Source organism: Secundilactobacillus muriivasis, assembly GCF_054785195.1.
In genome coordinates, this window is sequence record NZ_BAABMI010000046.1 from 1 (window position 1) to 21,327 (window position 21,327).

General features: G+C 48.3%; 13 protein-coding genes. 2 read left to right on the top strand and 11 right to left on the bottom strand.

Features of this window, described 5'->3' with window-relative positions:
• Positions 1-226: 226 nt before the first annotated feature.
• From pepT to dnaG, 5 genes are all read right to left on the bottom strand, one after another.
• Entirely contained in the window at positions 227-1,462 is a 1,236-nt protein-coding gene (gene pepT / locus ACYVR3_RS11245; RefSeq protein ID WP_461244317.1) for a peptidase T, read from the bottom strand.
• 11 nt (positions 1,463-1,473) lie between these two features.
• A complete protein-coding gene (locus ACYVR3_RS11250) occupies positions 1,474-2,586 on the bottom strand; it encodes a Nif3-like dinuclear metal center hexameric protein (protein ID WP_461244318.1) in 1,113 nt (370 codons plus the stop codon).
• A complete protein-coding gene (locus ACYVR3_RS11255) occupies positions 2,573-3,280 on the bottom strand; it encodes a tRNA (adenine(22)-N(1))-methyltransferase (protein WP_461244319.1) in 708 nt (235 codons plus the stop codon). Before ACYVR3_RS11255 ends, ACYVR3_RS11250 begins: the two co-directional genes overlap by 14 nt.
• Positions 3,281-3,471: 191 nt before the next feature.
• Positions 3,472-4,593: an RNA polymerase sigma factor RpoD gene (gene rpoD, locus ACYVR3_RS11260; protein ID WP_461244320.1), complete on the bottom strand. Its 1,122-nt coding sequence runs from the start codon at positions 4,591-4,593 to the stop codon at positions 3,472-3,474.
• Between the two features lie 11 nt (positions 4,594-4,604).
• On the bottom strand, positions 4,605-6,476 hold the full coding sequence (gene dnaG, locus ACYVR3_RS11265; RefSeq protein ID WP_461244321.1) for a DNA primase: 1,872 nt from the start codon (positions 6,474-6,476) through the stop codon (positions 4,605-4,607).
• 355 nt (positions 6,477-6,831) lie between these two features.
• On the opposite strand from dnaG, the gene ACYVR3_RS11270 reads away from it, so the two are divergent.
• Positions 6,832-7,464: a carbonic anhydrase family protein gene (locus ACYVR3_RS11270; RefSeq protein WP_461244322.1), complete on the top strand. Its 633-nt coding sequence runs from the start codon at positions 6,832-6,834 to the stop codon at positions 7,462-7,464.
• 100 nt (positions 7,465-7,564) lie between these two features.
• A complete protein-coding gene (locus tag ACYVR3_RS11275) occupies positions 7,565-8,197 on the top strand; it encodes a nitroreductase family protein (protein ID WP_461244323.1) in 633 nt (210 codons plus the stop codon).
• 79 nt (positions 8,198-8,276) lie between these two features.
• Here the strand turns inward: ACYVR3_RS11275 and ACYVR3_RS11280 are convergent, their stop codons facing one another.
• From ACYVR3_RS11280 to ACYVR3_RS11305, 6 genes are all read right to left on the bottom strand, one after another.
• The gene (locus tag ACYVR3_RS11280) at positions 8,277-9,290 is read right to left on the bottom strand and encodes an SH3-like domain-containing protein (protein ID WP_461244324.1); all 1,014 of its coding nucleotides are present in this window, start codon (positions 9,288-9,290) and stop codon (positions 8,277-8,279) included.
• Positions 9,291-9,763: 473 nt separating this feature from the next.
• Positions 9,764-11,836, bottom strand: a complete 2,073-nt coding sequence (gene glyS, locus ACYVR3_RS11285; RefSeq protein WP_461244325.1) for a glycine--tRNA ligase subunit beta — start codon at positions 11,834-11,836, stop codon at positions 9,764-9,766.
• On the bottom strand, positions 11,836-12,762 hold the full coding sequence (glyQ, locus tag ACYVR3_RS11290) for a glycine--tRNA ligase subunit alpha (RefSeq protein WP_054733034.1): 927 nt from the start codon (positions 12,760-12,762) through the stop codon (positions 11,836-11,838). Before glyQ ends, glyS begins: the two co-directional genes overlap by 1 nt.
• 598 nt (positions 12,763-13,360) lie before the next feature.
• The gene (locus tag ACYVR3_RS11295) at positions 13,361-13,816 is read right to left on the bottom strand and encodes a DUF3021 domain-containing protein (RefSeq protein WP_461244326.1); all 456 of its coding nucleotides are present in this window, start codon (positions 13,814-13,816) and stop codon (positions 13,361-13,363) included.
• On the bottom strand, positions 13,813-14,256 hold the full coding sequence (locus tag ACYVR3_RS11300; RefSeq protein WP_461244327.1) for a LytTR family DNA-binding domain-containing protein: 444 nt from the start codon (positions 14,254-14,256) through the stop codon (positions 13,813-13,815). The genes ACYVR3_RS11295 and ACYVR3_RS11300 overlap by 4 nt, the downstream gene beginning before the upstream one ends.
• A 227-nt stretch (positions 14,257-14,483) precedes the next feature.
• Entirely contained in the window at positions 14,484-21,305 is a 6,822-nt protein-coding gene (locus ACYVR3_RS11305) for a mucin-binding protein (RefSeq protein ID WP_461244328.1), read from the bottom strand.
• Between the last annotated feature and the right edge of the window lie 22 nt (positions 21,306-21,327).

Below are 21,327 nucleotides of genomic sequence, written 5' to 3' on the forward strand. Positions count from 1 at the left end.
GAACTTGTCAACCACGCGCTTTCTGGCCACCACGCCGAATGGTGCTGCGCGAGACTGAGAGCTGCATGCAAGGCAACCTCGGTAAACCCGCCAGGCCCGGGCGCCTTCACCGAGGTTACCTTGCACACTGCTCTCAACCCGTCTCGCTCCGCACACTTACGCTGGACACAAACGACCATCAAAAAAGGACAACGCATTCAACTACGCTGTCCCATCAAACTATGTTCTATTTCAAATTCAATTCATTCATCTTCAAAATCACATCAACCGCCTGATTCATCGTCTGCAACGAAACATATTCGAACCGGCCATGCATGTTTTCGCCACCCGCAAAGAGGTTTGGCGTTGGCAAGCCCAAGAAGGAGATCTTCGAGCCATCAGTACCGCCCCGAACCGGTGCGATATCCGGCTTGATGCCCAATGCCAGCATCGCGTTCTTCGCCAGTTCAACCACTGACATGTCCTTTTCGATGACTTCACGCATGTTATAATACTGATCCTTGAGCGTCACGACTACCGTATCCGGACCGTATTTGGCATTCAACTGATCCGCAATCCCCGCAAAGAGGTGCTTACGTGCTTCGAACCGCTGACGATCATGGTCTCGAATGATGTAGCCCAAATCAGCCGTATCCACGTCACCACTAATTTTATAGAGGTGGAAGAATCCTTCTCGGCCCTCAGTGGCTTCTGGTCGATCGTGGGCAGGCAGTGCGTTATGGAAGTCAATTGCCAGTTGATTGGCGTTGACCATGACGCCCTTTGCTTCAGCTGGGTGGACGTTGGTTCCGGTAATGTGAACCCGACCATCCGCCGCGTTGAAGGTTTCGTATTCCAGTTGACCAAGTGGCCCGCCATCAACCGTATAGGCCACGTCAGCACCAAAGTCAGCAACGTCGAATCGGTCAGCACCCGTGCCGATTTCTTCATCCGGCCCTAAACCGACTTTGATCGTACCGTGCTTGATTTCTGGATGGGTCAGCAAGTAGGCCATCGCCGTCATAATTTCAGCGACCCCCGCCTTATCATCGGCCCCCAGTAACGTCCGGCCATCCGTGGTGATCAGCGTGTGACCCTGGTATTTTTTCAAACTTGGAAATACCGCTGGGTCAAGCTGATACTTGCCAGCATCGTCTAACGGAATCACCGATTCACCATCGTAATTTTCAACGATTTTTGGCGTCACGTTTTCAGCGTTAAAGTCAGCCGTATCAACGTGAGCGATGAAGCCCAGCGTCTTAACCGCTTGATCCGTGTTAGCTGGCAACGTTGCGAATACGTAACCACTTTGGTCGTTGATATGCACATTACTCATGCCAATTTCGTTCAGTTCGGCTGCTAACTGCTGAATGAACGCCACTTGACTCTGAGTTGATGGCACCGTTTCACTGGTTTCATCTGAGCGCGTTTCAATCTTCACATACTTCAAAAACCGGGGTAATAACTGCTCGTAAGTCATCATGAACTTCCTTTCTAAATAAACGTGAACGGATCCGTGTTTAACTGTGACGCAACGACTTCAAGCGACCAATTGTTGTCAGTCGCCCACTGCTTAAACAGCGCCGTCAGTTTGGGTTTACAAATACTTTCGATATGGTGCCCGGGATCAACTACCGGGAAATCAGCCGCAATCATATCATGGCCAGTATGGTAGTAAACGTCCCCAGTCACGTAAGCGTCCGCGCCTAAGCGTTGTGCTAACTTGAAGAATTTGCCGCCATCGCCACCTAATACCGCGATGCGTTGAACGGATTTGGTTTCATCGGCCGCAATTAATCGCAGGCCGGGGACATTGAAGACTTGCTTACAATGTTCTGCGAACGCCCGCACTGTCATCGGCGCTGGTAAATTACCAATTCGGCCCATCGAATACTGATGGCCATCACCGGCTAGTGGGCTAACATCAATGGTTGGGTGACCACCAGGATAGACATCGTTGATGGCACTTCTCACCGTTGCCAGTTGGGACTCGGTTACCCGCGCTTGAATGCCAAATTCTTCGACGTGGTTACGTTCACCTTCAGGCCCTAATTCTGGATCAGCACCGGCTAACGGCGTGTACCAAGTGTTACCACTCCATTCAAAACTAGCCCCTTCGTAATGGGTCATTTGACCGGCGCCGGCACCAACCATCGCTAAGCGAACAGCATCGGCGTAAACCGATTGCACGTGAACCGTCACCGTATAAATGGGTTCTTGATACCCCGCGACCATGCCGCTCAAGTCCTGTAACCCAAGCGCCTCTGCCAGCCAGTCATTCATGCCGCCATCGGCACTATCAAGGTTCGTGTGAGCCGCGTAAACCGTGATGCCATGTTGGAGTAACGTTGCATACATCTGATTTTGCGGATCACTTAAGTCTAAGTTTTTCGCCGGATGAAACATCATTGGATGATGGGCAAAAATCAAATCTGCGCCCACTTCAATAGCTTCATCAACCACTTCTGGTCGAACGTCTAGCGTGACTAACACTTTATGAACTGGTGCCGACAACGCGCCTAATTGAAGACCAACCGGATCTTTCGGTTCCGCCAAATGCTTGGGTGCAAACTGTTCAAAACGATCAATCAACTCACTTACTAGCATTAAGAATAACCTCCTGAATTTGATCACGCTGTGCTTGGAATTCCGCAATTTTAGCTGCTGGAGCGTTTTTAGCCTGTTGCATCGTGGTAATCACTTGATCGAGCCGAGCCTGTTCACGGCGCCATTTTTGCTGTAAAACGGGACTCTTTTCTTGTAGCAGAAATGGGCCAAATTTAAGTTCAATCGCCGTGTACGCAACCGGGGTAGCCACTGGATCGGCCACAATAATTTCGTAAACGTGACCATCTTCTTCCAGAATCCGTTCCGCCTGAATCTCGTAAGCGTGGTCTTGCAACCAGCGCCGCACGTTATCTTCGCCAACGTTGGGCTGTAAGATCAGCCGTTCCGTGTGCGTCAGGTGCGTTTGTCCCGCTTCTAAAATCTTAGCAATCAGGGTCCCGCCCATACCACAAATTGTCACCGTATCAATGTGATCTTCTGGCTGAATCGCCGCTAAGCCATCCGCTAACCGAGGAATAATGCGGTCAGTCAATCCCTCCGCCTGAATTTCAACCGCGGCATTTTCGTATGGGCCACGAACAACTTCGCCGGCAATGCCGTAACTCAATTGACCTTGCTGTGCCAAGTGAACTGGTAAGTACGCATGGTCCGAACCGATATCGGCAACCCGTGCGTCTGCTTTAACAAAATCCGCCACCGTTTGTAGGCGGTTGGACAGGTGTGTCCCATTCATAACATTCTCTCCTTTGACCTCCAGCATCGCGTCATTGGCAACGCTGTGGTACTGACTTATCACTTATTATACTAGGATTGGTTTCGGGTTGTCGATTTCCCACCAAAATTTTTAAAGCAACTTGCAAAATCATCACGTAGCTATTAAAAAAGCCGGCACAACGAACAACGTCGTGCCGACTTGAACCATCTTTATTCCAAGAAATCTTTCAGTTGCTTTGAACGTGATGGGTGGCGTAACTTCCGGAGCGCCTTAGCTTCGATTTGACGAATCCGTTCACGGGTAACGCCGAAGACTTTCCCAACTTCTTCAAGGGTCCGCGTCCGACCATCATCCAGACCAAACCGTAACCGAAGGACGTTTTCTTCCCGGTCGGTCAACGTATCCAAGACGCTTTCAAGTTGTTCCTTCAACAATTCGTAAGCGGCGTGGTCAGCTGGTGACGTAGCGTCATCGTCTTCGATAAAGTCACCCAAGTGAGAATCGTCCTCTTCACCAATTGGGGTTTCCAATGAAACGGGTTCTTGCGCGATCTTCAAGATCTCACGAACCTTTTCCGTTGGCATGTCCATTTCGGCCCCGATTTCTTCAGGGGTAGGTTCGCGCCCTAAGTCTTGGAGTAATTGCCGTTGAATCCGAATCAACTTGTTGATGGTTTCAACCATGTGAACTGGGATCCGAATGGTCCGAGCTTGGTCAGCAATGGCCCGTGTGATGGCTTGACGAATCCACCAAGTGGCGTAAGTTGAGAATTTGAACCCTTTACGGTAATCGAACTTTTCGACCGCCTTCATCAGACCCATGTTCCCTTCTTGAATCAAGTCCAAGAATTGCATCCCACGACCAACGTAACGCTTAGCAATGGAAACCACCAACCGTAAGTTAGCTTCGGCCAATTCTTGTTTGGCTTCTTCGTCGCCTTCTTCGATCCGAAGGGCTAACGCAACTTCTTCGTCGGCCGTTAACAACTTAACCCGACCAATTTCCTTCAAGTACATCCGAACAGGATCGTTGATCTTGACACCAGATGGTGCTGACGTATCCTTTAATTCGGCTTTGCTGACCTTCTTGGCCGCTTTGACCGCCCGAGCATCCGGATCACCCTTTTCGTCAACAACGCTGATTCCAGCATCTTCGACCTTTTCTAAGAGTTGGTCCATCTTCTTAGCGGTTAAACTAAATGGGGACGCAATTTTGTCTGATAAGACATCGTAAGTTACTTGGCCCTGTTTCTTGTAGGTTTTCACCAAGTCCTTGATTGCTTTATCAAATGCCTTTTGATCAAAAGTTTTATCGTTTGTTTCTTTTGCCATTAGAGAGCCCCCTAAGCTTGTTTTTTAGACTGCTTTTGTTGCTGTAATTTAATGATCTCGATGACCAGTTGACGTTGTTGGTCACGATCACCTAATCGGGTCGCTTCCTGTAACGCTTGTTGCTGATCACGTAACTGATCTTCAAGTGGCGCATCGTTCATGATCACCTGCAAGTAGTCGTCGATCTCAGTGTCAACGGCGGTGTCACTCAACTGCATCGATTCCAGCTCGATGAGTAAGTTTTGTAAGTGGTCATCTTGAAGATAATCAATAAACTGCGCTGGTGCGTAGTCCTGATGCGTTTCAAAGTATCCCTGAGCCATGGTGTAAATGAGTTGATAATCATCATGCACGAAGCTGAAGCCTGCCACGCCGGTCACCCGTAACCAAACATCGCGTTCGTGAAGCATGCGAAACAACAGATTTCGTTCCGCCCGTTCCGTTCGACTGAGTGGTGTTACTTGTCGATGCTGCACTGTAGTCGATGCTGGTGGCATATCGGCGTCACCGTAGCCACCATAAGGTTGAACGGGCGGTGGTGCAATCTGAGGTGTTGGCGCTGGTGGCCGAACCATGCTGAGTTGTTGACGCAAACTAGCCTTATCTAATTGGAAGGTCGTTGCCAGTTGCGTGAGGTAAACATCCTGCTCAACTGGTGAACGAACCGTTGCCAATAACGCAATCACGTCATCGAGGTAACTTAACCGCCCCGTATCGGACTGAACGTCATACTGCGTTTTAAGGTACCGCATCATAAAGGCGACTGGCGTTTCCTTAGCCGTTGCTAAAGCATCGGCTAACTTTGCTTCGCCATATTGCCGTCGATACTCATCAGGATCCATTCCTTCGGGCATCTGGATAACACCCAACGTTAAGCTGGAATTATCCTGTAGAATCTTCAATGCCCGCTGAGTCGCCTTTTGCCCCGGCGTATCACCATCGTAACAGACGTAAACCTGCTTCGTGATCCGCTGGATCGCATAGATCTGCTCCTCAGTCAAACTGGTCCCCATCGATGCAACGCCGTTATCGACTCCAGATTGGTGAGCCGACATGACGTCCATAAAGCCTTCAAATAAAATCAGACTACCTTGTTTTCGAACCGCCCCCCGAGCCTGATCAAAGTTGAACAGGACTCGTCGCTTATTGAACAATTCCGTTTCCGGGCTGTTCAGATACTTGGGTTGATCCGGCAACTTAGCTAACAGTCGGCCCGAAAACGCGATTTCTTGACCAGACTCATTGCGAATCGGGTACATGATTCGATTAACAAACCGATCACGCAACTCACCATCCTGATTTTCAATAAACAACCCAGAATGACGTAACGTCTGGTAATCAATCTGCCGCTGTTCAAAGAACGGCTTCAACAACTGTTGGTCAGAGGCGTACCCTAACCCGTAGTCGTTGATCGTCTGATCTGTTAGACCGCGCTCATGCAGGTAATCTAACGCTGGCTGACCTGCTTCGGTATTCATCAAAATATGGTGATACAACTTAGTTGCTTCTTGGTGCAGATGAATCAACTGATTCGTCGGTGATTGTGGGTCAGACTGCCCACTGGTTCCGGCGGCCTGCCGCGTAATGGTTGCATCCAACTCAACGTGTGAGAAATCGGCAACTTTAACGACGGCTTCTTGGAAGCTCAAATTTTCAAGTTCCATCAAGAACTTAAAGACGTTACCCCCACGGCCACAGCTAAAACAGTGAAAAATCTGTTTATCTTCCGAAACCGAAAAAGAAGGCGTCCGTTCCTCATGAAACGGACACAGACCAAATAGGTTTTTACCTGATTTTTGTAATTGAACGTACTGACTAATAAAATCCACGATATCGGTTGCATCGCGGACTTGTTCAATCACGGGTTCGGGTATTCTTGCCACTGGCTCAACCCCCTTCAATTTAAGTACCAGAGTCGTGTTTCTACCAATAATATGCCACGCCAAATTGCTTGACGTCTAACGGGCGTTACGATAGCGAGATCACTTTCGCTACCATTACGCTTGAACACATTGTCAAAACGACGATTCGTTTATAGGATATCTTTCTCTTTTGCAATGCATTGCGTACGTAATTACATAATAGCAAACCTCCACCTATTACGCAACTATAACCACTTGGATCGTTCATGAAGTTTTTTAGTTAACGGCCTACACAAGTTATCGTTTTCAAGCCACGAATTTCCGCCTATAATCAGGTTAACGTAACGTCGAATTTCACACAGAAAGTAGGTTCACGATGTTTACTTATGACAATCAAACCCATTGGCACCCCCAAAGCGGGCACCAACAATCACCCCTTGATCTAGCTGCCCCCATTACAGCAGGCGGTACAGCTACATTACCGTTTCAGATCACCGCACCTTATCGGCTTCATCTAGAAACTGATGATCACACCACTATTAAGGTTCTGGGCGAAGGTACCGCTTCAATTTTCAAGCGCCCATTTCAGTTCACCCAACTGCATTTCCACTGCCCCTCAGAGCATCTAATCAAAGGACAGCCAAGCGCACTTGAAATCCACCTAGTTCACCAAAATACGATCGGTCAGCTTTGCGTTGTGGCGTTAATGGTCAACCAAGGCCCCGCCGATACGACTTTGCAAACGTTGATCGACCAGTTTAGTGCCGGTCATGAGGTGCCACTCACGCTCATGCTATCGCACTGGGCACCACAAGCCGCTACGGGATACCACTACCTTGGTTCGCTCACCACACCACCACTCACCGAGGGCGTTGAATGGTTAGTGATTACCAACTCAGCACTAACGGTCAGCGCCGAACAAGTGCAATGGTTCAAAACCCACTTCGGTTCGAATCAACGCCAACCACAAAATCGAGCCGATCGACCAATTATTTATTACGGCGCATGATCAATGATTGACATGTCCTCAAATCCGAATAAGATAAACATAACGGCCACGGTATAACCCACACCATACCCGCCTAGAATAACCAAAAGGAGTGTTTTTCATGGCAATTGTTGAAACTGATTTTCAAAAAATTCTGACTAGTCGTCATGCTACCCGGCAATTTGACCCCAGCGTCACGATCAGTCGGACTGAAATGTTACAAATGCTAGACGAGGCAATGACCGCTCCCTCAGCATTAAACCGTCAACCTTGGCGCGTTGTTGTTATCGACAGTGACGATGTCCGCAAAACCCTCAAGCCACTCATGGGGACTAACGGGACGCAAAACCAAACTGCTTCCGCCCTCGTTTTATTCCTGGCAGATCTCAAGACAAGTGAACACATCGGTTCCGTTTTTGATGCTGCCGTTTCTGCAGATAAAATGAGTCAAGCTGCTAGAGACCACCTTGAACCCATCATTAATAAGATCGAACAAGCCTCACCGAAACCAGCTTTGCAAGCCGCATTATCCATGGATACTGCGTTGGCAATCATGCAGTTTATGCTAGTCGCTCAAGAACACGGCTATGACACTGGCGCAATGACTGGTTTCGACCATGATCATATCGTCAGCGCGTTGGATTTGGACGCTGATCGATACGCACCCGTGATGTTGATTGCAGTTGGTAAGGCCGTTGGTCAATTAAGCGCTTCTTACCGGGAACCAGCTAGTCAGATTACGACGTTTAAGTAAGTCATCATCAAACTGATTCGCACACTAAAAACCTCTGAACGACCACTTGGTACGCTCAGAGGTTTTATATTTTACTAACCTATTCTTTCCCCACCTGATAGGTCAATATCGAACCAGCAGTCGCTTTTTCAGCAGTCACTTTATTCGTAAAGCCGGCTGTTAGCATCTGTTCATCAAATCCTTTTTCATAATCATCTGTGTAGCCAGTAGGGAGCCCTTGATAACCGCCAAAAGTAGCGTATAGGTTGATGGCTCCTGTACCAGTTGGCACAATCGTCGTGCCAACAACTTGTTTAGTTTGATAGTCAGTGAAGTTAATTGTGACCCCAGTCTGGGCAGTTACTGCTGGTAGTTTAGTTAACGCACCATCCTTAAGATACCCCATAACCTTTGGATTATTCAAATCTGCCACCGTCAGCCACCGATCACCTTGCCGCGTTCGCGTCACTGCACCAGTGATTATAAAGACATCATTCGCATAAGGCATTGACGTTGTTTTGTTGGGCTGGTTAACTTGTGGTGCCCCCCAAACAATTGACTTAATCTCTAACGGGGTACTATAAATCAGTCCCGTACCGTCCGTTGCGGTACCAGGCGTTGCCAAACGATAATAACTCGTCTTTTCTTCCTGGTTTAGCTTGCTTACTGTTTTGGTATCGTATGCCATTACACCACCAGCTGGTAGCGTATGTGCTTTATCTTTGTACACAACTGAACCGAACTTAGTTTGAGTTGATTTACCATTATATATCCAACCGGTCGTTCGATTATCTAACGACCGAACTTTAACATAGACACTATTTCGGTTCGTTGTTGCCGTCCGTAGCACCATAAACGAATCTAAGCCCCGCTTTGAACTGGCCAAACGTTTCAATTGACTCGTTGATTTAACCAGCTTAGCACCTTTCAGCGTACCAGCCTTAGTGTACAGTGCGTTAGTTCCCGTAAAATTAATATAATTATCTGATACCTTCAGATTACTTGTAATTTTAGTCACCTTGGCATAAGTCTTGGCATGTGCCTGCATACTAAACAATCCAATTGAACCGGCCGAAATTGCCGTAATCAATATGGTTTTTACGATTGATTTCATCGATAAGCCTCCCAACATAGTAGAAATAAATCTAACATCACTCTAAAAATTCACCATTAGCAATTACAACGCATTAATTTCTACACGTTTAGTTTACCATAAACTGATTATCCCCAAAAAAAATCCTTTGAATCTCCACCACGGACTCAAAGGATCTTTAGTTGATCAATTTCAGACAATTTATATCTAGTGAAGTTAGGTGACTTAACCGATTTCTGGCCGCCACGCCGAAACGTGAGAAATAGCGCAGATTCCGGCCATATAACTAAATAACGCAGTAGCTCGCCAAAAAACGGCGAACTACTGCGTTATTTAGTTATATTCTGGAATCAAACCGCGCTATCGTCCACTCTATTAAAAACCAGTCCGAACATCACATTCGGGCTGGTCATTAATTTACAGATTTCATTAATAGCATAACATTATCATAGCACTTTTTGACGGATTCGCCAAATGGTAACGTGCTAATGGTGTTATTTAACGATTAATTGGTTCAAATCACCTAAACGTAAGATCAATTGGGCTAATTGGCTCAATTGGCTTAAGCGGTTGTTCTTGACCTTTTCATCGTCAGCCATGACCATCGTTGCTTCAAAGTAAGCGTTGATGGCTGGCTTCAACCCAGCTAAGGCGTTGTAGTAGGCTGGAATGGCTAACCCAGCTGCTTTAGCAGCAACTTCGTTAACGGCGTCATACAAGCCTTTTTCACTGTCGTTTTCAAACAGCGCTGGATCAACGGCAGTCACCTTATCAGCATCCGCTTTTTGGGCAAGCCGCAAGACCCGGTTCAAAGCTTCAATCGTACCCTTGAAGTCATCATCCGTTTGGTGGTCACTCAAGACTTGCGCAGCGGCGAAGTTATCCAACAAGTCAGTGTTAGGGCCTTCGATTACGGCGTCAACCACGTCATGCTTGACCTTTTCACCTAATAATGTGACCTTGATCCGATCCTTCAAGAAGGCTTCAACGGCACTCACTTGAGCAGTTTGGTCAAGTTCAGGGGCAACGTTAGCGGCCGTTTCAGCAGCAATCGCAGCGTTCACCAAATCTTGATCAAAGTGCCAGTCATAGGCGCGGATGATCCGAACGATCCCGGTTGCTTGACGACGCAAGGCGTATGGGTCGTTTGAACCACTTGGTACCATGCCAGCAGCGAAGAAGGTCAAGATACTGTCCAACTTATCAGCAAGGGCCAAGACGGCACCTTCCGTTGAAGCTGGCAAGTCGCCATCAGCTGAAATTGGCATGTAGTGTTCACGAACGGCTTGCGCAACGGCAGGCGTTTCACCGTTTAACAAGGCGTACTTTTCACCCATGACCCCTTGAAGTTCGGCAAATTCACCGACCATCCCGGTAACCAAGTCAAACTTGTAGATTTGAGCAGCTCGCGTAACATCCTTCAATTGGGCCTCAGTTAAGCCAAGCGTTTGACCCAACTTGCCAGCAATGGCAGTAACCCGTTGCATCTTCTCATACATCGTGCTGATCTTATCGTGGAAGCTAACCGTCTTCAACCGTTCAACGTAATCGTTGATGGTTTGTTTTTGGTCTTCTTCATAGAAGAACATGGCATCTGACAACCGGGCTGCCAACACCTTTTCGTTCCCAGAGATCACGTTTTCCAAGTGGTTATCGTTCCCGTTACGAACTGAGATGAAGTGTGGCAACAACTTGCCGGCTTCGTCTGAAACGTAGAAGAAACGTTGGTGATCACGCATTGAAGTGATTAGTACTTCGTCAGGAATTGCTAGGTATTTGTCATCAAAACCACCTGCGAAGGCCGTTGGCCATTCAACTAAGTTGGTGACTTCTTCCAACAGGTCTTCGTTGATCTTAACGACCCAGTTGTTGTCACTAGCTAACCGGTCGATTTGCGTCCGGATCTCGGCTTTACGCTTAGCGGCGTCCGCAATCACAAATTCACTCGTTAAAGCGGCTTCGTAATCGGTGGCTGTGTTCAAGGTCACAGTCTTGCCCAAGAACCGGTGGCCGCGAGTTTCGCGATCAGTTGCCACGTCCAAGATTTGGAATGGAATCACTTTGTCGTCCAACAAAGCCACCAACCATTTGATTGGGCGGATATATTCAAAGTGGTAACTGCCCCACTTCATCATCGTTGGGAAAGTCATGCCAGTGATGACATCCTTCAAACCGGCAAGCACTGATTCAACGGGTTGACCCGCGATGTGCTTGTTGACGTAGACGTATTCAGTCCCCTTCAATTCCTTGAAGGTAATGTCGTCAACGGTGACGCCTTGACCGCGAGTAAAGCCTTGGGCAGCCTTTGACCAGTTGCCGTCTTTATCCAAGGCGATCTTCTTAGCCGGGCCCTTCACTTCTTCGTCAACGTCGGGTTGCTTATCAGCTAAGCCTGTCAATTGAATAGCCAAACGGCGTGGCGTTGAAAATGACTTGATGTCATCAAAACTGATCCGTTCGTCCTTCAGGTATTTCTTGGTCTTTTGAACTAATTGTTTGATGCTGGGCGTGACCACGTGCGCCGGCATTTCTTCCAATCCGATTTCGAGTAAAAAGGTGTGTGCCATTATTTCTCGTCCTCCCCGTCTGCTAATAATGCTTGTCGCTTAGCTTCGTCCTTGATCAATGGGAAGCCAAACTTCTTTCGTTCAGCAACAAAGGCCCGTGCGATGCTCCGTGCCATGTTCCGGATCCGTGACAAATACCCGGCTCGTTCAGTAACGGATACGGCACCACGCGCATCCAACAAGTTAAAGGTGTGTGAACACTTCAACACGTAGTCGTAAGCTGGGTGCACGAGGCCGTTAGCGATTTGCTTTTTAGCTTCAGCTTCGTAATCGTCAAACATCTTCAACAACATCGCTTGATTGCTTTCTTCAAAACTGTAAGTTGAGTGTTCAATTTCAGGTTCACGGAAGATATCACCGTAAAGCACACCGTCGCCCCATTCAAGATCGAACACGTTATCAACGTCTTGGATGTAAGAAGCTAGTCGTTCAAGACCGTATGTGATTTCTGAGGTCACTGGGTCAACTTCAAGGCCCCCAACGATTTGGAAGTAGGTAAATTGGGTAACTTCCATCCCGTCAAGCCAAACTTCCCAACCAACACCGGCACAACCCATTGATGGGTTTTCCCAGTTATCTTCAACGAACCGGATATCGTGTTCCAAAGGATCGATACCGAGTTCCTTTAAACTGTTTAAGTAAAGTTCTTGGATATTTTCAGGTGATGGCTTCATGACAACTTGGAATTGGTGGTGTTGGTACAACCGGTTAGGGTTTTCCGCGTACCGACCATCGGCTGGCCGACGTGAAGGTTCCACGTAAGCGGCGTTCCAAGGTTCTGGTCCAATTGCCCGCAAGAAAGTGTAAGGACTCATGGTCCCGGCACCCTTTTCAGTATCGTAGGCCTGCATCAACATGCAACCCTGTGCGGACCAATATTGTTGCAAGGTCAGAATAATTTGTTGCATTGACAATTTCTTGGTCATAAAACAAGTTCCTCCTAAGATAATGTGACGGGTAAGAAAGTCAGGGGCAAACCACAAAAAAACGTCCCTATGTAGTCTCGTCGACTCACATAGGGACGAAAAAATTTTCGCGGTTCCACCCTACTTCTGGGTGACCCCAGCAGCTTCGTTTGATTCAGCTCTAAAAGTGCCAATCAATTCACCGTTTTCTCCGGCTTACACCAACCCCGGAGTCGCTAATAAGCGGTTGAACTGACCCTCTTTTTTCAATGCCAATCACTATTCAATTCTGTTTTATCATAAGCGTTGCGGGAGGGGTTGTCAAGGCAGAGCGTGGAAAGAAGCGATTAGGGAGCGGCGCATAAGTGACTTCTGCCAGAATCCCCGGTCTTGGGGGATTGTGGTAGAAGTCACTTATGTGCAGTTCACTGCTTCTTTCCGCGCGTTTCGGCGCAGTAGCCAAAAAGTACCGAGATGCCCCAAGTTGGCAAAATTGCAGACACTCTAAGAAAAACATTTACCTAGCGCCGAAATTTGTTGCCTAAATGCACACAGTATGACAAAAGCACAGGCATTTAGTTGCTTAAAACAACTTTCAACGCAACAGCACACCTGACCATTACTCCCGCTTCTCCGCAATCAGCCGGTTCAACTGCCGCACCCGCCGTTTCGCCTGCCACATAAACAGGCACCACAATGCCACGTAAATTAACATAAATTCAAACGTATAGCTCAATAGCCACATCACCTTCAACGGAAACCACCCGGCCAGCAAAGCCAGTGGCGTGAATAATAGAAAAGTCAGTCCAGCATGGATACTGGTTTGCTGCACAATGCTCAACCGTTCTGATTCGAATACAACCGCCGAACCACTAAACACAACGCCCATTAAGAACCACAATCCGGTTGAAGCTACCGTCGCCCACAAATTGGACCTAAAACCAGCTACAAAATCCGGACTAGAGGGCATAAAGATATCAGTGCCATAACCCGCAGAAAACGCCAGTGCCATCATAAAACCGACCGCAATACCGACGACTCCTCCTGATACTAGTCTTGTCAGCCATTTCATCATTTCAAAAACGCCTCCCGAATATTTTTCATGTACCGCCGCGATGTATACGTTGTATCTCCCGTCGTTAGGTGAATTTGATAGCTTCCCTGTTTTGTCAGTGAAAAAGATTCAATTGCCATTTTGCTCACGATTTCAGAGCTAGAAATGGCGATGAACGACACCCCCGAAAGTCGATCACGTAATTCGTACAACCGTTCCCGCATGCGATAAACCCCATCTACCGTTTCGCACATAACCACCTTGGACTGTGTGTAGAACCGAATGACCCGGTACAGCGGGACCACGATTCGTTGTTCTTGCCGATAACCAATCAACGTAGTTTGATTCACCAATCGATCAATTGACACCGCTAATGTTACTAAATCAGGTGTCTTTTCCGATGCATTGATCGTAATCATCGGTTCCGTGAACCGTTGCGCGATATTAAAAAGAATGTTCATGTGGCTCCCCCCTATCTCTGACTAAAGTGTACCTAATTTCTAGCGCGTTAACTAGACTAGCAACCTAACTGGTCGTTTTTGGTGACCAATCGGCGCTAGCCAGTAAAAGCCACACGCAAAAGCACCAAATAACGGGTCTCATATCGCCCATTATTTGGTGCTCCTACGTGCATTTTTCAGTTTTTCAAATGCGTTCAATCACATCAACAACAAATTCGGTCTCAGGACTAATCCTCATCGCGTTTCCGGCGACCAACACCCAAGGCACTCAAAGCACCCAAGATGCCAAGTCCTAACGCAGCCCACGCACTAGGTGTTTGCTCATTAGTTTGTGGCAAGGTCTTAGCAGCGGCCTTGTTTGAAGCCTGTTGCGTTGCCGAAGCCGTGGTTGTTGCACTGGCGGTTGATTCACTTTCCGATGTAGCAGTGGCGTTCGCAGAAACCGTCATTGTAGTCGGTTCAGTCGCTGTTGCTGCTGACTGACCAGTGACTTGTGGTTCGGTTGCTGTAACTGCGTGACTTGCCTTCGACTCATCGGTCGTTACCGCTGGCGTTGTCCCGGTCTTACCAGTCTCTGAGGTTGTTCCAGTTTCCGGTGTTGTTGCCACCGTATTTTCTGGCGTGGTCGTCGTGGTTGTCTCCGGCGTGGTTTCTGGAGTGGTCTCCGGTGTAGTTTCAGGCGTCGTTTCTGGTGTCGTTCCCGGATTGTCAGTCCCACCATTGCCGTTATCGCCACCGTTACCCGGATCAACAACTGCATTTGCTTGGTAGTAAATGGTCGTTGCGCTATCGGCTGGTGTTGCAACTGGTGCTGGATAATCAGCCGCAACCTGCGCCGTCAATGGTGTGTAACCCGTTACCGTTGGCGCGGTTTGTTCGCCGTATGGCTGTTGCGCCGTGGCAACTTGTTGGTGGGTCACTTGATCCGTTGTAACCGCCCAAGTGATCGTCTGGGTGGTTGCCTCGTGAACCGGCGTGGTCGTGCCGGTAACCCAGTAGTTGATCGTCCGGGTCGTGGTAACCGTGTCGTGAGTCAATTCATGGGTCAAATGCACGGTAATGGCATCCGCATCACCAGGCTTAAAGGTGTACGCAACCGTGGCAGACTGGCCGTCACTCAATTGATAACCAGTTGGTACCACAACGGTATACGTCCCGGTTTCATCGGTCTTGCCTTGTAACGTATCTGCCAAGTTGGTGAGTGGTTGTTTCGTCACATCATCTACATAGCTCACCGTCAAGTCCTGTGGATCAGCTTGGTAGTAGATTGTTGCCGTGCTATCCTTCAACTGATCAGTCGACCCTTGAAGCGCACCCGGATAATCAGACGTGACACTGGTTGGGGTTGCCGTGTAGCCTGCCACGCTTGGCGCAGTGACTTCAGCGTAACTCGTTTGTGGTGTCATCACTTGATTACCAGTCACATCATCGGTTGACACATTCCAGTTAACCGTTTGAGTCGTTGCATCATGAACCGGCGTTGTGGTCCCATCAAGGTAGTAGTTAATCGTTCGCGTGGCGGTAGCCGTGCTGTGAGTGATCCCGTGAGTTAAGTGAACGGTAATCCCATCCGCGTCCCCAGGTTCAAACGTGTAGTCAACGGTAGCAGTTTGACCATCACTAAGTTCATAACCGGTTGGTACGACCACCGCATAAGTTCCAGTTTCATCGGTCTTACCTTGCAGCGTATCTGCCAAATCTGTGAGCGATTGTTTGGTCACATCATCAACGTACGTTACACCAATGGTCTGTGGATCAGCTTGGTAGTAAATCGTTGCCGTACTATCGGCTAATTGATCAACTGAGCCCTGAGCAGCATCTGGATAGTTAGCATCGATGCTAGCTGGCGTTGCCGTGTAGCCCGTTACACTTGGTGCAGTCACTGCGGCGTAACTCGTTTGTGGCGTCATCACTTGGTCACCGGTGACATCGTCAGTTGAGACATTCCAGTTAACCGTTTGAGTCGTGGCGTCATGGACTGGTGTCGTTGTGCCGTCAAGGTAGTAGTTGATTGTTCGCGTGGTGGTAGCCGTACTGTGGGTTACGCCATGGGTTAAGTGAACGGTAATGCCATCTGTATCACCAGGTTCAAACGTATAGTCCACTTCAGCAGTTTGACCATTACTAAGCTCATACCCGGTTGGTACAACAACCGTATAAGTCCCAGTTTCATCAGTCTTACCTTGTAGCGTATCTGCCAAGTCCGTCAGTGATTGTTTCGTTACGTCATCCACGTAAGCCACGTTGATGGTCTGTGGATCAGCTTGGTAGTAAACCGTTGTGGTACTATCTGCCAACTGATCAACCGAACCGTGAATTGCATCTGGATAACTAGCAGCGACACTAGCTGGTGTTGCTGTATAGCCCGTTACGCTTGGTGCAGCCACTGCAGCGTAACTCGTTTGGGCCGTCATCACTTGATCACCGGTTACGTCATCGGTTGAGACGTTCCAGTTAACCGTTTGCGTTGTCGCATCATGAACCGGCGTTGTGGTCCCGTCAAGGTAGTAGTTGATTGTCCGCGTAGTGGTAGCCGTACTGTGAGTAACCCCGTGAGTCAAGTGAACGGTAATATCGTCTGCATTTCCGGGTTCAAACGTGTACGCAACTGTCGCTGGTTGATTGTTACTCAAAACATACCCGGTTGGCACAACCACCGTGTAGGTCCCAGTTTCGTCCGTCTTACCAGTCAACGTCGTCCCTAAATCAGTTAACGTTTGTTGAGTGGCATCATCCACGTAGGTCACAGCCAAATCTTGAGCAGTTGGTGTATACGTCACCGTCCGACTTTGATCAGTTGGCGCAGTCGTGGTGGTGTCAAATGCAAATACTTGGTTGCCAGCATCAGCTGTGTAACCAGCCACCGTTGGGACGTTAACCGTTACCGTGGTCTTCGATGGCGTGTAAGTGATCACTTGGGTCACTTCATCTTGATCCGCCGTCCAATCTACCGTACCGGAAGCCGTAGCCACCGCTTTATCAGCTGGTAAGCCCACGTAGTTGACCGTATAATTGGTCGTCTTCGAATCCGCCACCGTATGCTTGTGAACGAGGTGAATCGTAATAGCATCCGAATCATCTGCCGTCAACGTGTAGGCCACGCTGGTTGCTTGATCGGTTGCGAGGTCGTAAGTGGTTGGGTATTTAGTTGCATCAACTTGGTACGTGCCGGTTTCGCCAGCAAAGTCAGCAGCCGTTTCGTCTTGACCTACGACAGCATCGTTTGCGTCATCATCCACGTAAGTGACGTTTGCCGTATATTGATTTTCTGCAAGTTCGAATTGTAACGTATCGCCGTCAAAGTAGTACTGTGACACATCGCCGACCGTTGCTGTGCCGTTTGGTTCGTTAGTCCCGTAGTCACCGTGGGTTGAGTTAACAACCGTTACAACCGGTGCGCCGGTGCTATCGGTTACCACGTGATAACCGTCCGGAATCAATGCTTGATCATCGTCAGTTAACGTTGGTACGGTCAACGTGTCTTTATTATCGGTCAACGTTTGGGTCAAATCAGGCAGCGCAATCGTGTGATCATTACCATCCCGGTCAGTGTAATGGTATTGAGCCGCTACTGTTGACGTACTGGTCAAGGTAAGACTAGCCGTTTGGTTAGCAATCACCGGTGCGCCATCGTTGGCGTAGAAGTTGGTTTGCAAATACCCAACCTTGCCACTTTGCGCAATGAAGTCTGACGTTGTCCCGGTCATTTTGATTCGACCAGAAGTACTGTTCACTTCAAGGTTGCCCGCTTCAACGATCACTGACTGGATCGTTGACCAATCCGTGACTTGGTCAGCTGTGACATAACCGGTCGTATCGATGGCCGTAGTGCCTTGGCCGTTATACCGAGTTGTACCGTACAGCACCGTTGCGTCAATCGGTTGACCAGTCCCGCCAGCAACCGTTGTGTTTGTTGGCACCGTTACCGGACCAGTTAGCGTGTAGGTGAAGGTTGAGCCTTGATCATCACCGACAGATGGTAGGTTGATAGCCACCGAAACGTTGTCGGCGATGTTATTCGTTGTATTTAACAAGTTGGTGTAGAAATCAAGTTCTGAATCGCCCCGGGTGTCTGCACTCCCAGTCTTGGTTGGCGAAACGTCTTGGTTACCGGAAGCAAAGGAAACGGCGGCGGTCATTTGAGCGCTTAGAATTGTCCAAACTCTAGAACCACTATCGGCTATAACCGCGTTTGCATCACCATCAGTCAACGATGTATCAGTCACCTTACTTTGATTAGTCAACGTCGTAGTCGGCGAGGTTACGTACATCGAAACGTTGTAATTACCAGACGGCGCATCCGAGGCGTTGACCAAGTTAACACCATATCGTCCGGTTTGATTAGTTGCCATAGAGAGCCCGGTACCCGTAAAATCAATTTTGACGCCGGTTTGATCCGTATCAGTTTTATAGTACGAAACTTGAACCCCAGCATCCAGTTCGTCTTGTGGTACGGCCACTGAAGTGATAATAGTTTGGTTTGGAACAACAATGTAGAGCACTGGTTCATAAACGTGATCAACATTGTGCGCTGATAGACCGTTCGATTGTATATCCACAACACCGGTATCACCAATATTTTGGCCATACTGATGTATCCACATGATAACTCGTCCGAGTGCAGATACAACTGTTTGTTCATTCGTACTATCATCAAGCACCATCTCAGTGCCATCCGCCGCGTTACCAACGCTAAGCTGTTGACCAAACGTGAGCTTATCGCCAATTTGAACGGCACTGCCGTCATCATAAGTGGTCGAAAGCGTCCCTAAAATATTGATTGAATCCATGTCAACGACAACACCTGAACCATTAGTCGTTAACCCCGTCCCGGTAGTTGCACCGTTTGCGATGAAATTAGGCGTCAATTCGATGGTCCGAATTGCTTTATTTGCCGTTCCGCTGATTACCGTTCCAGATGCCGCAGTCCCCGTTGATTGACTGCCATCGGCATAGGTCAGAACGTAACCATAGTTTTCGGTCCCTTCCATATAAATACCATTTAGCATCGAGATGGTTTCTGTTGGTAACTGAACACCGGTCGCCGTTACGCCATCGGGAACCGAAAGCGTAAATTTCGCGTCTGTCAGATCAGTTGCTGAGTTGACGTTAAAAATCACCTTATTGACACTTGTTGGTGCATCAGCTTCAGTAACGCCAAGCGCTAATTGATTCGAACTGCTTGAGCTATTCCCTCTACCAGTGATAGTTGCCGTAGGGGTGACTGCAACACCCTCGATTCCAAGCATATTTTCGGTCCATGTCAAGCCCTGGGCAGAGAGCGTTTTATCGCCCATTTGCTGAGTTGCGGTAATTTCACTTGTCGCCGCATTAACTTCGCCGGCTGGTGCGCTGGCGGCATCATAACTGCCTACCAGATAGTAAGGTGTATTATCGATGCCAGCATTACCAGAACCCGCTGGTACCGTAATGATAATATCGTTACCCGTTTCTGACTGGGTGATAGTCGTTTTGTCCCAATCGGCAAAATTATTGAGTGTTCGGGTTAAATCGCTATCCAACGTAAAACCGGCCGGGACTGGAATCGTCACCGTTGTACCGTTTAAGTTGAGGTTGGCGTTAACTCGATTAGTCCCCTCGTCATCGGCAATCCCATTTGAGTCGTTTAAATTCAAAGCGTACACGTAATCCGTATTCGTTGTTACTGCTGGCACAATTGTGGGATCCGGTTGAATTCGGGTAAGCGACTCAATTGTCAGTGTCGGATTAGTTGTCTGGGTGAGTGTTGTAGTCGTAACCACCGTTCCGTTAACAGCAGCCGTAACATCCCCTGTCACCGTTTGCCCCATTTGATCCGATGGCATAGTTTGATTCAGTCCATTACTATAAATTTGAAGCGTTAGCGTTTGTGTATAATTCCCTGCATGGCTGAAAGTATCCGTTACAGTCGTTGAGCCATCTGCATTACCCGTCTGCGCAATCGTCACGCCTGCATCACTGGGCCACTTATCGTAACTAACACCACCTATGGTGACTAATTCCGTTGGTACAGTAATTGAAACAGCGTCACCATCATGGTTAACGATCATTTGGACTGTTAGCGTCATTGAGTCTTTCACGTTGCTTCCATATCCCAACGTCGTTGCAGATGGGGTAATCGTTACACTTGATGTCGTTGCATCACCAACCGCCGTCAATTTCTGCGGTTGCCCAGTAAGTTGATATAACTCAGCAGCAATCGTTTTAGCAGTGGCAAGTTCAGCATCCGTTGGATCAACCAACTGCTGTGTCAGTTGCGCTTTTAGCTTAGCAATTTCAGCAGTTTGATCAGTCGTTTGATCAGCGGTCAAATCAGCCGTAGCGACAGATTGTGCTTTAGCTACCGTTTGAGCAGTTTGTTGATTAGTCGCGGCATCAGCCTCCGTATCAGTTGTGGTGCTCGTGCTTGAATTGTTGCTTGCCACATTTGTATCGGTCGTTGAATCTGCTGCAGCAACCGTTGTCGACGTTGCTGAATCCTTAGTACTGTCAGTCGTAGCTTTGTTCACAGTTGAAGTTGCTGTTGAATCAGCCGTTGCCGCATCGCTATCAGTAGCCGTGGCAGTGGTTGCTTGCGTTGAATCAGACGTTGCCGATGTTGCAGATTTAGTCGCGGTGTCAGTATTAGGCGTTGCGTCATCGCTGGTCTGATTGCTGTCCGTTGAATCAGTCGTTGTAGCTTTGGTTGAATCACTAGCTGTTGAAGCATCATCTGTTGCCGTTGTGGTAACTGTAGCTGCTGAACCAGTTGTCTGCGTTGCTTCGCTATCAGCATCACTCTGATCAGTTGCCGTATCACTCGATGCCGTGCTACGAAGAACCTGTTCGTTCGTTGCTGACTCAATACTACTATTGGTGTCAGTGGTACTCGTTGCATCCGTAGTCGCAGTTGACGCATAAGTCGTCACACTGGACCCCAAAAAGAGGCTTGCACCAAACGCTAAACTTGCGATACTGGCGAAAACCCATGTTTTTCCAATCTTATATGCTTTATAGTGCTTTTTTAAATTTGATTGCACTATCTTCTGCCGGTTATTTTTACCAACCATAGTGAATCCCCCCGTTAAGTAA

Coding starts and splice junctions, on each gene's coding strand:
- pepT (WP_461244317.1), bottom strand. CDS start 1,462: ATGATGACTTACGAGCAGTTATTACCCCGGTTTTTGAAGTATGTGAAG.
- ACYVR3_RS11250 (WP_461244318.1), bottom strand. CDS start 2,586: ATGCTAGTAAGTGAGTTGATTGATCGTTTTGAACAGTTTGCACCCAAG.
- ACYVR3_RS11255 (WP_461244319.1), bottom strand. CDS start 3,280: ATGAATGGGACACACCTGTCCAACCGCCTACAAACGGTGGCGGATTTT.
- rpoD (WP_461244320.1), bottom strand. CDS start 4,593: ATGGCAAAAGAAACAAACGATAAAACTTTTGATCAAAAGGCATTTGAT.
- ACYVR3_RS11270 (WP_461244322.1), top strand. CDS start 6,832: ATGTTTACTTATGACAATCAAACCCATTGGCACCCCCAAAGCGGGCAC.
- ACYVR3_RS11275 (WP_461244323.1), top strand. CDS start 7,565: ATGGCAATTGTTGAAACTGATTTTCAAAAAATTCTGACTAGTCGTCAT.
- ACYVR3_RS11280 (WP_461244324.1), bottom strand. CDS start 9,290: ATGAAATCAATCGTAAAAACCATATTGATTACGGCAATTTCGGCCGGT.
- glyS (WP_461244325.1), bottom strand. CDS start 11,836: ATGGCACACACCTTTTTACTCGAAATCGGATTGGAAGAAATGCCGGCG.
- glyQ (WP_054733034.1), bottom strand. CDS start 12,762: ATGACCAAGAAATTGTCAATGCAACAAATTATTCTGACCTTGCAACAA.
- ACYVR3_RS11295 (WP_461244326.1), bottom strand. CDS start 13,816: ATGATGAAATGGCTGACAAGACTAGTATCAGGAGGAGTCGTCGGTATT.
- ACYVR3_RS11300 (WP_461244327.1), bottom strand. CDS start 14,256: ATGAACATTCTTTTTAATATCGCGCAACGGTTCACGGAACCGATGATT.
- ACYVR3_RS11305 (WP_461244328.1), bottom strand. CDS start 21,305: ATGGTTGGTAAAAATAACCGGCAGAAGATAGTGCAATCAAATTTAAAA.